The organism is Curtobacterium flaccumfaciens (genome assembly GCF_013359815.1).
In the GTDB taxonomy this organism is placed as follows: Bacteria; Actinomycetota; Actinomycetes; order Actinomycetales; family Microbacteriaceae; genus Curtobacterium; species Curtobacterium flaccumfaciens.
The window spans coordinates 202344-215579 of sequence record NZ_JABMCF010000035.1 but is presented as its reverse complement, the minus strand read 5'-3'; the positions used below and the strand labels follow the sequence as shown (position 1 = coordinate 215579).

Annotated in this window: 13 protein-coding genes; 8 read left to right on the top strand and 5 right to left on the bottom strand. The window is 70.7% G+C overall.

The features are described from left to right. Positions 1-20 precede the first annotated feature (20 nt). From HP445_RS07170 to HP445_RS07135, 8 genes are all read left to right on the top strand, one after another. Entirely contained in the window at positions 21-923 is a 903-nt protein-coding gene (locus tag HP445_RS07170; RefSeq protein WP_111024790.1) for a polysaccharide deacetylase family protein, read from the top strand. Then, positions 923-1297 (top strand): hypothetical protein, encoded by a 375-nt coding sequence (locus tag HP445_RS07165; RefSeq protein WP_128780500.1) that lies wholly within the window; start codon positions 923-925, stop codon positions 1295-1297. Before HP445_RS07170 ends, HP445_RS07165 begins: the two co-directional genes overlap by 1 nt. Further along, the gene (locus HP445_RS07160; protein ID WP_111089249.1) at positions 1294-2322 is read left to right on the top strand and encodes an asparaginase; all 1029 of its coding nucleotides are present in this window, start codon (positions 1294-1296) and stop codon (positions 2320-2322) included. The genes HP445_RS07165 and HP445_RS07160 overlap by 4 nt, the downstream gene beginning before the upstream one ends. A gap of 82 nt (positions 2323-2404) precedes the next feature. Beyond that, a complete protein-coding gene (locus HP445_RS07155; protein WP_175330793.1) occupies positions 2405-3754 on the top strand; it encodes an MFS transporter in 1350 nt (449 codons plus the stop codon). Then, entirely contained in the window at positions 3751-4548 is a 798-nt protein-coding gene (locus tag HP445_RS07150) for an SDR family NAD(P)-dependent oxidoreductase (RefSeq protein ID WP_217499762.1), read from the top strand. Before HP445_RS07155 ends, HP445_RS07150 begins: the two co-directional genes overlap by 4 nt. Next, entirely contained in the window at positions 4548-5297 is a 750-nt protein-coding gene (locus HP445_RS07145; protein ID WP_128780499.1) for an SDR family NAD(P)-dependent oxidoreductase, read from the top strand. The genes HP445_RS07150 and HP445_RS07145 overlap by 1 nt, the downstream gene beginning before the upstream one ends. A gap of 104 nt (positions 5298-5401) precedes the next feature. After that, positions 5402-5857 (top strand): GNAT family N-acetyltransferase, encoded by a 456-nt coding sequence (locus HP445_RS07140; RefSeq protein WP_027466669.1) that lies wholly within the window; start codon positions 5402-5404, stop codon positions 5855-5857. A 14-nt stretch (positions 5858-5871) separates the two neighbouring features. Then, positions 5872-6210 carry an MGMT family protein gene (locus HP445_RS07135; RefSeq protein ID WP_111029015.1) on the top strand — a complete coding sequence of 113 codons (339 nt, stop codon included), beginning with the start codon at positions 5872-5874 and terminating at the stop codon, positions 6208-6210. Between the two features lie 50 nt (positions 6211-6260). Here HP445_RS07135 and HP445_RS07130 read toward each other — a convergent pair whose 3' ends face one another. From HP445_RS07130 to purN, 5 genes are all read right to left on the bottom strand, one after another. Beyond that, on the bottom strand, positions 6261-6689 hold the full coding sequence (locus HP445_RS07130; RefSeq protein ID WP_110863162.1) for a DUF805 domain-containing protein: 429 nt from the start codon (positions 6687-6689) through the stop codon (positions 6261-6263). A gap of 37 nt (positions 6690-6726) precedes the next feature. Beyond that, a complete protein-coding gene (locus HP445_RS07125; RefSeq protein ID WP_110863292.1) occupies positions 6727-8526 on the bottom strand; it encodes an ABC transporter ATP-binding protein in 1800 nt (599 codons plus the stop codon). A 101-nt stretch (positions 8527-8627) separates the two neighbouring features. Beyond that, complete coding sequence (locus HP445_RS07120) at positions 8628-10436, bottom strand: ABC transporter ATP-binding protein (RefSeq protein ID WP_027466673.1); 1809 nt, start codon at positions 10434-10436, stop codon at positions 8628-8630. Positions 10437-11002: 566 nt separating this feature from the next. Then, the gene (purH, locus tag HP445_RS07115) at positions 11003-12637 is read right to left on the bottom strand and encodes a bifunctional phosphoribosylaminoimidazolecarboxamide formyltransferase/IMP cyclohydrolase (protein ID WP_128780498.1); all 1635 of its coding nucleotides are present in this window, start codon (positions 12635-12637) and stop codon (positions 11003-11005) included. Continuing rightward, positions 12634-13227: a phosphoribosylglycinamide formyltransferase gene (purN, locus tag HP445_RS07110; RefSeq protein ID WP_071404669.1), complete on the bottom strand. Its 594-nt coding sequence runs from the start codon at positions 13225-13227 to the stop codon at positions 12634-12636. Before purN ends, purH begins: the two co-directional genes overlap by 4 nt. Between the last annotated feature and the right edge of the window lie 9 nt (positions 13228-13236).

Sequence of the window (13236 nt, the reverse complement as noted above, 5' to 3'; positions counted from 1 at the left end):
ACGACGAGAGACGGTGTCCCATGGTGAAAGAGATCTTCGTGTCCTTCGGCGTCGACATCGACGCGGTCGCAGGCTGGCTCGGCTCCTACGGAGGGGCGGATTCCCCCTCGGACATCCAGCGCGGGATCTTCGCCGGACGGACCGGCGTCCCCCGTCTGCAGAAGGTGTTCGACCGCGCCGACATCGCGGCGACCTGGTTCATCCCCGGCCACTCGCTCGAGACCTTCCCGGACCAGTGCAAGGCCCTGTTCGACGCCGGCCACGAGATCGGTGCGCACGGGTACAGCCACGAGAACCCCGTGGCGATGACCGAAGCGCAGGAGGACGCGGTGATGGAGCGCTCGGTCGAGCTGATCACGCGACTCACGGGTCAGCAGCCGACGGGCTACGTCGCGCCGTGGTGGGAACTGAGCAGCTACACGCCCACGCTCCTGGAGAAGTTCGGGTTCAGCTACGACCACAGTCAGCAGCACAAGGACTTCGTCCCCTACTACTCGATCGTCGGCGACCAGTGGACACCGATCGACTACTCGCAGGACCCGCACACGTGGATGACGCCGCTCGTCCACGGGAGCGAGATCGACCTCGTCGAGATCGCGGCGAACTGGTACGTCGACGACCTGCCCCCGATGATGTTCATCAAGTCGAGCCCGAACAGCCACGGCTTCGTCAACCCGCGCGACGTCGAGCAGATGTGGAAGGACCAGTTCGACTGGGTGTACCGCGAACTCGACTACGCCGTCTTCCCGATCACGATCCACCCCGACGTCTCCGGGCGGCCGCAGGTCCTGCTCATGATCGAGCGGCTCATCGAGTACATCGGGGGCCACGAGGGCGTCCGGTTCGTCACGATGAACGAGATCGCCGACGACTTCCGCGTCCGCTTCCCGTTCGCGCAGCCCGAGCGCCCACGCGAGTACTGATGTGCGGCGGATGTGGCGGCAACGGCGGGCACCGTGACTGGTACGCCGCCGGTGTCGAGGACACCCCCGCGGCGCGCAAGCGGGCGCAGCTCCGGCTGGCCGCCTGGGCGACCCGGCTCTTCGCGGACGATCGGATCCGCGTCCACGAGGTCCCGGGCACCGTCCGGCTCGTGATCGTCGGGCCGACCGGCAAGCGCGTCGTGGCCCAGGGCGTCGACGGGGTCCTGGACGCGGTCGAACAGGTCGGCGCCGGGCGCACGGACTGGACGGCCGTCGCCACCCGCGTCCGCAGGGCCGACCCGCGTGACGACACCGACTGGGAACACCACAGCCTCGCCCGCGCGGTCGATCGACGAAGGGACACCCTGCCGTGACGGACCCCACGCTCCCCCGGATCGTGTACCTCGCCCTCGGCGGGACCATCGCGAGCGCCACCTCGGGCGATCCGCGCGACTGCGGCGCCGTTCCGCGGATCGCAGCCCGCGACCTCCTCGCCGGCGTGCCGGCCATCGCGCAGGTCGCACGGGTCGAGGCCCGCCAGCTCGGCATGGTGCCCTCGCCCTCGCTCGACTTCGACGACGTGCAGCGGGCGCTCGACGCCGCTCGGGACGCCGTCGGCTCCGGAGCCTCGGGCGTCGTGCTGTCGCAGGGCACGGACACCATCGAGGAGACCGCGTACCTGCTCGACCTCGCCTGGGACCGCCCCGAGCCCCTCGTGGTGACCGGAGCGATGCGCCACGCCTCCTCGCCCGGTGCGGACGGCCCGGCGAACCTGTTGGCGGCCGTGTGCGTGGCCGCGGCACCGGCAGCAGTGGGACGTGGCGTCCTCGTCGTGCTCGACGACGAGGTGCACGCCGCCGGGACGGTCCGCAAGACGCACACCTCGTCGACCGGTGCCTTCGCCTCACCGGGTTCCGGTCCGCTCGGACGGGTCACCGAGGGCTCGCCCGTCTTCCACGCTCCGGCGTCCCGAGCGCCCGCGCTCACCACACGCGTCGCACCGCTGCCTCCGGTGGCCCTGCACCGGGTCACCCTCGCCGACGACGGCCGGGTCCTGTCGACCCTGGACGGACTCGGGTACCGCGGCGCGGTCATCGAGGGCTTCGGCGGCGGGCACGTCGCCGAGCGCACGGTCGACGCCGTCCGCGCCCTCGCCGCGCAGATGCCGGTCGTGCTGGCGTCGCGGACCGGCGCCGGTGCGACGCTCACGACGACGTACGGCTTCGCGGGCGGCGAGATCGACCTGCTCGGCGCCGGACTCGTCCCCGCCGGCAACCTCGACGGCCTCAAGGCGCGTCTCCTGCTGGCCGCGCTGCTCGCCCTCGACGCCCCGGACGACCGCATCCACGCGGCGTTCGCCGCCCACGGCCGGGGCTCTCCCCCGACCGGCCACCCCTGACCGCACCGACGCTCCGCCTCCGCCCGTCAGCCCGCGCCGCGACACCGTCGCAGCGCCGCACCGCCGTACCGAGAGGAAGACCATGTCCACCACGACCATCCACGAGCCCGAGGACCTCGAGCTCGCCACCGGGACGTTCCCGACGATCGGGCCGAAGGAGACCAAGCGCGGCGCGACCCTGGCGTTCTTCGCCTGGACCCTCGCCGTCTACGACTTCATCATGTTCGGCACGCTCCTCCCCCGCATCGCCGAGGACTTCGGGTGGAACGAACAGACCGCCCTGCTGGCGAACACCCTCGTGAGCGTCGGTGTCTTCGTCGTCGTCGTCCTCGTCGGTCTGTTCGTGGACCGACTCGGCCGGCGCCGCGGCATGATGATCACGATCGGCGGCGCGGCCCTGTCGTCGCTGCTGACGGCGGCGTCGACGGGGGTCGCCTCGCTCGTCGGCTTCCGGGCCCTGAGCGGCTTCGGGATGGCCGAGCAGTCGGTCAACTCCACCTACCTCAACGAGGTCTTCGCGCTCACCGAGCTCGAGGGCGTCAAGAAGCGTCGCGGCTTCTTCTACAGCCTCGTCCAGACCGGGTGGCCGATCGGTGCGCTCCTCGCCGCCGCGTTCATCGCCGGCATCAACGGGCTCTTCGGACAGGAGTCCTGGCGGCTCGCGTTCCTCATCGCCACCGTTCCGGCGCTGTTCGTGCTGTTCCTGCGCAAGGGCATCAAGGAGACGCCGCAGCACCGTCTGAACACGTACCTGCGGCAGCTGCGGAAGTCCGGTCGCACCGAGGAAGCCACCGAGGTCGCCGCCCGCTTCGGCATCGTCGACGAGGGTCCGAACCCGCTGCGGGCGATCTTCGGCCGACGGTACGCACGCAACACCGTCGTGCTCTCGATCGCGTGGATCGTGAACTACTTCGGCATCACCACCACGAGCGTGCTCGGGACGACGATGCTCGAGGGCGTCAAGGGTGTCGACGCGAGCATGTCGCTGCTCATCATCGTGCTGTCGAACGTGGTCGGCGCCGCCGGCTACCTGTTCCACGGCTGGCTCGGCGACATCATCGGCCGCAAGACCACGATCGTCGTGGGCTGGGTGCTCGCGGGTGTCTGCTGGACCCTCTTCGTGCTCGGTCCGGACGACTTCGGCTACGTCCTGGTCACGTACATGCTGACGCTGTTCTTCCTGCTCGGACCGTACGCGTCGCTGCTCTTCCTGCAGGCGGAGTGCTTCGACTCGAGCTGCCGCGCCACCGGGTCCGCGTTCGTCACCGCGATGGGACAGCCCGGCACCATCATCGGCTCGGCTGTGCTGACGGCCCTCGTCGCCGGGAGCATCGGGCTCGGCCCGGCCGCCCTCATCGTCGGTGCGGGCGGCATGGTCCTCTCCGGTCTGATCATGCTCGGGACGAAGCGCGTGGCGGTGATCGACCATTGAGCGCCACGACACCGACCGGCGTGTACTCCGAGTTCTCGGGGAGCGTGGTCGTCATCACCGGCGCCGCGAGCGGGATCGGCGCGGCCCTCGCGGTGCAGCTCGCCGAGTACGGCGCGAACATCGTCATCCCCGTGTTCGCGGGTGACCCGCACGATCCCGCACCCGTCGTCGACGCCGTCGAGGCGGCCGGGGGCAGTGCGCTGACGGTCACCGCGGACGTCCGCAGCACCGAGGACGTCGACGCCGTGTTCCAGGCGGCCGTCGACCGCTGGGGTCGCGTCGACCACGTGGTGGCGGGAGCGGGGGTCCTCCGTCGGCAGCCGCTCGACACCATGACCGACGCGGCGTGGGACGACATCCTGCAGGTGGACCTGCACGGTGTGATGCGCACGCTCCGGGCCGGTGCCCGGCACCTCGACCGGGGCGGGTCGATGGTGGCCGTCTCCTCGATCGCGGGCGGCGTGTACGGCTGGGTCGCACACAGCCACTACGCCGCGTGCAAGGCGGCGGTGATCGGCCTCGCCCGGAGTGCGGCAGCCGAGCTGGCACCGCGCGGGATCCGGGTGAACACCATCGTCCCGGGGCTCATCGAGACCCCGCAGTCCTCGGACGCGCAGAACTCGCTCGGTCCGGCGGGCCTCGCCGCCGCGGGTGCGCGGATCCCGTGGGGTCGTGTCGGCCACGCCGACGAAGCCGCCGCGGCCATCCGGTTCCTGCTCAGCCACGAGGCGCGCTACGTCACCGGGCAGGAACTCGTCGTCGACGGCGGCCTGACCATCCTGATGGCCGACTGATGCCCGACGGGACGGTGTTCGACCTCGCCGGGACGACCGCCCTGGTGACGGGTGGCGCGAGCGGCATCGGTCTCGCGATCGTGGAGACCTTCGTCGCCGCCGGAGCGCGGGTCGTCGCCGCGGACCTCGACGCCGACGGCCTGGCGGGCCTCGCCGAGCGGCTGGGCGTCCGGACCATCGTGCTCGACGTCACGGACGAGGACGGGGTCGAGGCCGCCGTGGCATCGGTCGACGAGGAGTCCGGCGGGATCCAGGTCCTGGTGAACGCCGCCGGCGTGCTCACGCAGGCACCGCTCGAGGAGCTCACCACGGCGGACTGGGCGCGCGTCATGGCGATCGACCTGACCGGGGTCTTCCTGGTGATGCGAGCAGTCGGTCGGCGGATGCTCCGCGACGGGCACGGGCGCATCATCAACCTCGCCTCCCAGCTGGCGATCAAGGGCGGCTCCGAGGTCGCGCACTACGCGGCCGCGAAGGCCGGCGTCATCGCGCTGACGAAGAGCGCCGCGATCGAGTGGAGCGGACGAGGCGTGCTCGTCAACGCGATCGCACCCGGCCCGATCGTGTCCCCGATGACGGACCGGATGACGGCGCAGTGGCGGACGGACAAGGCCGCCGAGCTCCCGATCGGACGTTTCGGGGTCCCCGCCGAGGTCGCTCCGACCGCGCTGCTGCTCGCGTCGTCGCCAGCGGGTGACCTGTACACCGGGCAGACGCTCGGCCCGAACTCGGGTGACGTCATGCCGTGAGCACCACACGCCGGTCGGCCGCCCGGTTCCGCCGCGGCAACGGTGCGGTCTCGGTCTGCCGTCGTCACTGGCTTCCGCAGGGTCTGCACCGTTAGCCTGGCCGCATGTCCGACCTGCGCCTGGAAGAACTCTCCGCGAAGACCGCTGCCGCGGCCAACTCCCTGACGCTCAAGCCGGGCCAGGAACAGTTCGTGCAGCCGACCACCTACGGGGTCGCCGAGTCCGACGTCAAGCCGAGCTCCGCGTGGACCCGTGTCGTCCTCGACGACGACGAGGTCCTCGGCCTGATCATCGGTTCGTTCGACGCCGACAACGCGCAGGAAGAGCTGCGCAGCTGCATCTGGCGCGTCAACGTGGCGGCGAGCGCGCAGGGCCGGGGCGTCGGTCGCTTCGCCGTGCACGGTCTGGCGGACGAGGCACGCAGCCGTGGGTTCGAGCGGCTGACGGTCGTGTACGAGCCGGGCGGCGACGACAGCCCCGAGGCGTTCTTCCGCGCCGTGGGCTTCGAGGTCGTGCGCGAGACCCAGTACGGCGACCACTTCGCGGTCCTGACGCTCTAGCGCGCTCCGACGACGTGCCCTCCGACGATGCCGCTGTCGACTTCGGCGCCGCCGTCGCCGAGGTTGTGCGGATGATCCCGCCGGGTCACGTCATGACGTACGGCGACGTCGCCGCAGCCCTCGGGTCGCGGGCATCGCGTGCCGTCGGCAAGGTGATGGCGCACGAGGGCGCCGACCTACCGTGGTGGCGCGTGGTGCGCGCGGGTGGGCACCCGCCGCTCCACCACGAGGCCCGAGCACTCGAGCACTACCGCGTCGAGGGGACGCCGCTCGTGCAGGGGACGACGGCCTGGAGGCTCGACATGCGTCGTGCCCGCTGGTCACCCGCCACGGACGCGGACGACCCGTTCTGATCCCCGGCCGCGCAGGTCGGCCCGCCAGGGTGCACCGCCAGGGTGCACCGTCAGCGGTCGAAGCGCGCACCCTTCGGGTTCGCGGGCAGCAGGCACAGCACGTACACGATGAGCGAGCCGAGGCCCGGCAGCACGTGCAGGAACTGCCAGAAGCCGGACAGGTTCGCGTCGTGCAGCCGTCGGGCGCCGAGCGCGAGGGAGCCGATGAGCGTCGCGAGCACCCACAGCATGAACAGGTAGGAGCCGACGGGGTTCTCGAGCACCGGGGTGTCCGGCGTGAACACCTGCGGCACGAGCTGCAGCACGAGCCCGATCGCGAACGACGTCAGCCACCACCACCAGAACTCGGCGCGCGATGCCCGTCCGGTGAACACGGTGTACTTCCGCCAGAACCGTCGGACGGCCTCGGTGAAGGGGGCACCGTAGAAGGGGTCGTGCAGGGCGACGCCGCCGGGCTGCACCACGCTGTCGTTGCTCATGGAGCAAGCCAACCACGTGGTGCAGCCCGACCGGGGCCTAGACGAGCGAGTCGCGCCAGGCCGCGTGCAGCTGGGCGAACCGCCCGGTGCCGGCGATGAGGTCGGCGGGGGTGCCGTCCTCGACGATCCGGCCGTGCTCCATCACGAGCACCCGGTGGGCGATCGCGACGGTGGACAGCCGGTGCGCGATGATCACCGCGGTGCGGTCGGCGAGCAGGGTCTCCAGGCCCTCCTGCACGAGTCGCTCCGAGGGGATGTCGAGCGACGCCGTGGCCTCGTCGAGGATGAGCACCTTCGGGTCCGCGATGAACGCCCGCGCGAACGAGAGCAGCTGCCGCTGACCCGCCGAGACACGGCCACCGCGCTTGTTCACGTCGGTGTCGTACCCGTCGGGCAGCGCCATGATGAACTCGTGCGCGCCGACGGCCTTGGCCGACGCCTCGATCTCCTCACGCGACGCACCGGGCTTGCCGAGCGCGATGTTGTCCGCGACGGTGCCGGAGAACAGGTAGGCCTCCTGCGTGACCATGACGATCGCGCGACGCATGTCCTTCGTGTCGAGGTCGCGCAGGTCCACACCGTCGAGCTTGACCGAGCCCTGGGTCGGGTCGTAGAAGCGCGCCATGAGCTTGGCGAGCGTCGACTTGCCGGCACCGGTGGACCCGACGAGGGCGATGGTCTGCCCCGACGGGATGTGCAGGTCGAACTCCGGCAGCACGACCTTGCCCTTGTTGTAGGCGAAGACGACGTCGTCGAAGTCCATCTTCCCGGTGGCGTCCGCCAGACGGGTGGGCTTCACGGGGTCCGGCACGCTCGGCCGTTCCTCGAGGACACCGGAGATCTTCTCCATCGCCGCCGACGCCGACTGGTACCCGTTGTAGAACATCGCGAGTTCCTGCGCCGGGTCGAAGAAGCGCTTGGCGTACAGCGCGACCGCGAGCAGGGCACCGACCTCGAGCGTCCCGCCGACGATCCGGAAGCCACCGACGATGACGACCGCGGCGAGCGTGGCGTTGCCGATGAGCACGAGCACGGGGTCGAAGGTCCCGAACAGGTTGAACACCTTCGTGTTCGCCACCCGGTAGTCCTCGACGTAGCCGCCGTACTCGTCACGGTTGCGGGACTCCTTGCGGAACGCCTGCACCGCGCGGATGCCCGTCATCGTCTCGACGAAGTGCACGATGACGCGCGCAGAGGTGACACGGGTGGAGCGGAACAGCGTCTGCGAGTTCGTCTGGAACCAGCGGATCAGGAACCAGAGCGGCACGAGCGACACCGCGAGCACGAGCCCCGACGTCGGGTCGAGCAGCACCAGGGCCACAGCGGTGAACGCCATGTACAGCACGCCCTGGATGAGCTGGTTCAACCCGGAGTCGAGCAGCTCGCGGATCGAGTCGAGGTCACTCGTCTGGCGCGAGATGATCCGGCCGGACGTGTAGGTCTCGTGGAACTCGAGCGAGAGCCGCTGCGTGTGCAGGAACACCCGCTTGCGCAGGTCGAACAGGATCGCCTGGCTGATCCGTGCCGCGAGCACCGTGTACCAGGCGGTGAGCACCGCACCGAGGACGGCCACGACGATGTACGTCGCGACGACGCCGAACGCCGGCACCCAGTCGTTCTGGTCCATCACCGCGGGCAGGGCGTTGTCGATGCCCCACGCGATGAGCGCCGGACCCGCGACGGTGCCGGCGGTCGAGACCACGACCACGATGCCGAGCAGCACCAGCCGGAGCTTCAGCGGTGCGGCGAGGGACCCGAGCAGGGCGAGGGACCGGCGCCGCAGGCGCTTGCTCTCGGCCTTCGTGAAGTCCTCACGCTCCTCGCCGCGCACGCCCATGGTGGTGATCGAGGCGGTGACGGGGGCGGCAGACTGCTCGTCCGGAGCTTCCTGCGGGACGGACGCCGTTCCTCCCGGCAGGTTCTGGTCGGTCTGCTGGCTCATGCCATCGCCTCCTGTCGTGCGGTCGCGTCGTCGTCGTCGAGCGACGAGATGACGTAGCGGTAGTGCTCGTTGGTGGCCATCAGGTCGTGGTGGGTCCCGACGGCCGTGACGACGCCGTTCTCCATCAGGGCGACCCGGTCGGCCAGCGTCACCGTCGACGGACGGTGCGCCACGATGAGCGACGTGGTGTCGGCGAGCACACGTCGCAGGCCCGCCTCGACCCGCGCCTCGGTGTCGACGTCGAGCGCCGACAGCGGGTCGTCGAGCACCAGCACCGACGGCCGCGCGGCGATCGCGCGGGCGAGTGCCAGGCGCTGGCGCTGCCCACCGGACAGCGACAGCCCCTCTTCACCGACCCGGGTGTCGACGCCGTCGGGCAGGTCGTCCACGAAGGACGCCTGCGCGATGTCGAGCGCCTCGCGCATGAGCGCCTCGGCCTCGGCACCCTGCACGTCCGGTCGACCGAGCAGCACGTTCTCACGCACGGTCGACGAGAACAGGGTGGCGTCCTCGAAGGCGACGCCGACGTGCCGGCGCAGCTCTTCGCGGGTGAGGTCGCGGATGTCGACCCCGTCGATCGTCACCGAACCGCCGGTCACGTCGTACAGGCGCGGCACGAGCGAGAGCAGCGTCGTCTTGCCGCAGCCGGTGAGCCCGACGAGCGCCATGGTCTCGCCCGGCTGCAGCTGGAGTTCGACGCCGTTGATCAGGTCCGGGTACTGCGGTGCGGAGTCCTGGTACCGGAAGTGCACGCCGTTGAACGACAGGGCACCGTGCGGCTCCGCGATCGTCTTCGGGTGCTCCGGGTCCGTGATGGTGTTCTCGGAGTCCATGACCTCGAAGAAGCGGTCGACCGCCGTGCGGGTGTCGAACGTCATCGAGAGCAGGAAGCCGATCGACTCGATCGGGAACCGCAGCACCGTCGCCGTCGCGAAGAACGCGAACAGCTGTCCGACGCTGAGCTGCCCCTGCGACGCCAGCCAGATGCCGGCGAGCAGGCACAGCGCGAACGCGACGTCCGGCACGAGCAGCAGCCACAGCCAGATGCCCGCGATGGCCTTCGCCTTCTTGATCTCGGTGCCGCGCAGCGCCTCGGCCTGCTCGCTGAACTCCTCGAGCTTGGCGCCGCCGCGACCGAACGCCTTGAGCACGCGGATGCCGTGCACCGACTGCTCGACGCTCGTGGCGAGGTCACCGACCTGGTCCTGGCTGCGGCGTGCGACAGCGGAGTACCGGCGCTCGAACAGCAGGCCGTTGATCCACAGCGGGATCGACGCGATCAGGAAGATCAGCCCGAGGATCCACCCGAAGGTGAACAGCACGACGAAGCCGACGACGATCGTCACGATGTTGACGACGAGCAGGACGACGCCGAAGGCCAGCCAGCGCCGGATCAGCGACAGGTCCGACACGGAGCGGGAGAGCAGCTGCCCGGACTCCCAGCGGTCGTGGAACGCGACCGGCAGGTCCTGCAGCTTCGCGTAGAGCGAGTTGCGCATGCTGGTCTCGATGCGGGTCGAGGGGCGCATCACCAGCCGGCGGCGCGAGGCGATGAAGAACGCCTCGAGCACACCGAGGGCGAGCACCCCGAGCCCGGCGGGCCAGATCTGTGCCGAGTCGCGCGACGACAGCGGACCGTCGACGAGCCACTGCAGCACGTAGGGGATTGCGAGCGCCACCAGGGAGGCTCCCATCGCTGCGGCCATGCCGCCGATGAGGCGCCCCTGGTAGGGCTTCACGTAGGGGTAGATCCGCGCGATCGCGCGGAAGGTGGACGGGCGCGCCGTGGTGGGCGACTTGGACATGCGTTGCGTCCTCATGCGTCTGCCGGGTCCCCGGGTCGCGCTGCGCGGTGCGTGCTCGCTGCTTGCTGCTTGCTGCTTGCTGCTTGCTTGCTGCTTGCTTGCTCGCGTCGCGCGGCTTCGGCCTGGAGGCTCGGTGTGGCGTTGCGTGGTGATCATCGGCCGGGCGCGTGGTCGCGTCTCCGCCGTCACTCGCGTGACGTCGGTCGGGCCGGAGGCACCGAGGGACAGTCGTCCCCCGGGTTCAGGCGGGTGGTTCGCGGACGCCGGTGGTGCTGCGCCGCGGGGCCGTGGGAACGGCCCGACTAGACGGCGGCCGCGGCGCGGGGCCGCGGTGCGATCAGGGATCGCCGTGCGGGAGTGGTCCCCACGACGGACACGAGACCTGCACGGGCGGCCGTCGCCACGGTTCCGGTCATGTTGTCCATCGTCACTCCAGTCGTCGTCTTCGTCACCGTTGTGTCCGCGGTGCCGCCGGTCCCGAGGGATCGTCGGCTGCCTGCCGCGGAGCCTTACAGACTATTCACAGTGACTCACGGCGCGCAATGGTTCGCCACCGATTGTTCACATCAGTGGAAGAAGTGGCGCTCGCTCGTGAAGTACATCGTGACGCCGGCGGCCTTCGCCGCGGCGATGACCTCGTCGTCGCGGACGCTGCCACCGGGCTGCGCCACCGCACGGACACCGGCGTCGAGCAGCACCTGCAGGCCGTCGGCGAACGGGAAGAACGCGTCCGACGCCGCGACGCTGCCGGTCGCACGGTCACCGGCACGGTTCACCGCGAGGTGGCAGGAGTCGACCCGGTTGACCTGGCCCATGCCGACACCGACGCTCGCGCCCTGGTTCGCCAGCAGGATGGCGTTCGACTTGACCGAACGGCTCGCCTTCCACGCGAAGGCCAGGTCGGCGAGGGTCTGCTCGTCGGCGGGCTCGCCGGCGACGAGGGTCCACGTGGACTGGTCGAAGCCCGTGAAGCGGTCGGCGTCCTGCACCAGGAACCCGCCGGAGATCTGCTTGACCTCGCGGTCGGCGAGCGCGAAGTCGGCCGGGAGCGTGAGCAGGCGGATGTTCTTCTTGCGCGACAGGATCTCGAGCGCCTCGGGGTCGAACCCGGGGGCGACGACGACCTCGGTGAAGATGTCCTTCACGGTCTCGGCCATGGCCACGGTGACCGGGCGGTTCGCGGCGATGACCCCGCCGAACGCCGAGAGCGGGTCGCAGGCGTGCGCGGCGGCGTGGGCCGAGGCGATCGGGTCGGCGGATTCGGCCGGGGCGATCGCGATGCCGCACGGGTTGGCGTGCTTGATGATCGCGACGGCGGGCTCGTCGAAGTCGAACGCTGCACGGACCGCTGCGTCGGCGTCGACGTAGTTGTTGTACGACATCTCCTTGCCGTGCAGCTGCGTCGCCTGCGCGATGCCGGTGCCGTCCGACGTCGTGTAGAGCGCCGCGGCCTGGTGCGCGTTCTCGCCGTAGCGCAGGGTCGCCGACAGCTCGGCCTCGACCGCCAGGTGCTCGTCGAACGCACCGGGGGTCCGGATGTCGCCGGTGGTCGTCGGGGCCGCAGCGGCGGTGACGACATCGCTCGCGAAGTACGACGCCACCGCGGTGTCGTAGGCGGCGGTGTGCGCGAACGCCTGGGCGGCGAGGCGCTTCCGGAGCTCGAGCGTGGTGCCGCCGGCACGGACGGCCTCGACGACCTCGGGGTAGGACGCCGGGGACACGACGATCGCCACGTTCGGGTGGTTCTTCGCCGAGGCCCGGACCATCGCGGGGCCGCCGATGTCGACGTTCTCGACCACGGTCGCGGTGTCGGCACCCGACGCCACGGTCTCGACGAACGGGTAGAGGTTCACGACGACGAGCTCGAACGGCGCGATGTCGAGGTCGGCGAGCTGCTGCTCGTGCGACTCGAGCCGCAGGTCGGCGAGCAGGCCGGCGTGCACCGACGGGTGCAGGGTCTTCACCCGGCCGTCGAGCGACTCGGGGAACCCGGTGACGCTCGCGACGTCGGTGACGGCGTAGCCGGCGTCACGGATGGTCTGCGCGGTGGAGCCGGTCGACACGATCTCGACCCCGGAGTCGGCCAGTGCGCCGACGAGCTCGAGCAGGCCGGACTTGTCGCTCACCGAGACGAGTGCACGGCGGACCGGGACCACGTCACGGTCGCGGTAGAGGCTGGGGTCGGCTGCGTGCACGCTCATGCGCTCGGGGTGCCCTTCAGGTCGGTGGTGCCGTTGGCGATGTCGAGGATGGTCTGGATGAGCAGGCGGCGCTCGACCGGCTTGATGCGGTCGTGCAGCGTCGACTCGGTGTCCCCCGGCAGCACCGGGATGCGCTCCTGCGCGAGGATCGGCCCCGTGTCGACGCCGTCGTCGACCGCGATGACGCTCGCACCGGTCTCGGTGACCCCGGCGGCCAGGGCGTCCCGCACGCCGTGGGCGCCGGGGAACTCCGGCAGGTACGCCGGGTGGGTGTTGATGATCCCCGGGGCGAACTCGGACACCACGGCCGGGGGCAGCAGGCGCATCAGGCCGGAGAGGACGAGCAGGTCGGGCGACCACGGGCGGATCTGCTCCGCCAGGGCCTGGCCCCACTCGGCGCGGGAGTCGTAGCGGGTGAACGGCACCGTGAAGGTCGGGATCGAGAACTCCTCGCCCAGGCCGAGACCCTCGGCGTCACGGTCGGCACCGATGGCGACGACACGGGCGGGGTACTCGGCGTCGAAGGTCGCTTCGAGCAGGGCTCGGAGGTTCGACCCGGTACCGGAGATCAGGACGACCAGTTCGAGCACGGCACCAAC

Bases quoted from the DNA above. Each gene is read 5' to 3' on its own strand.
- HP445_RS07170 (WP_111024790.1), top strand. From the start codon at position 21: ATGGTGAAAGAGATCTTCGTGTCCTTCGGCGTCGACATCGACGCGGTC.
- HP445_RS07165 (WP_128780500.1), top strand. From the start codon at position 923: ATGTGCGGCGGATGTGGCGGCAACGGCGGGCACCGTGACTGGTACGCC.
- HP445_RS07155 (WP_175330793.1), top strand. From the start codon at position 2,405: ATGTCCACCACGACCATCCACGAGCCCGAGGACCTCGAGCTCGCCACC.
- HP445_RS07145 (WP_128780499.1), top strand. From the start codon at position 4,548: ATGCCCGACGGGACGGTGTTCGACCTCGCCGGGACGACCGCCCTGGTG.
- HP445_RS07140 (WP_027466669.1), top strand. From the start codon at position 5,402: ATGTCCGACCTGCGCCTGGAAGAACTCTCCGCGAAGACCGCTGCCGCG.
- HP445_RS07130 (WP_110863162.1), bottom strand. From the start codon at position 6,689: ATGAGCAACGACAGCGTGGTGCAGCCCGGCGGCGTCGCCCTGCACGAC.
- HP445_RS07125 (WP_110863292.1), bottom strand. From the start codon at position 8,526: ATGGGCGTGCGCGGCGAGGAGCGTGAGGACTTCACGAAGGCCGAGAGC.
- HP445_RS07120 (WP_027466673.1), bottom strand. From the start codon at position 10,436: ATGTCCAAGTCGCCCACCACGGCGCGCCCGTCCACCTTCCGCGCGATC.
- purH (WP_128780498.1), bottom strand. From the start codon at position 12,637: ATGAGCGTGCACGCAGCCGACCCCAGCCTCTACCGCGACCGTGACGTG.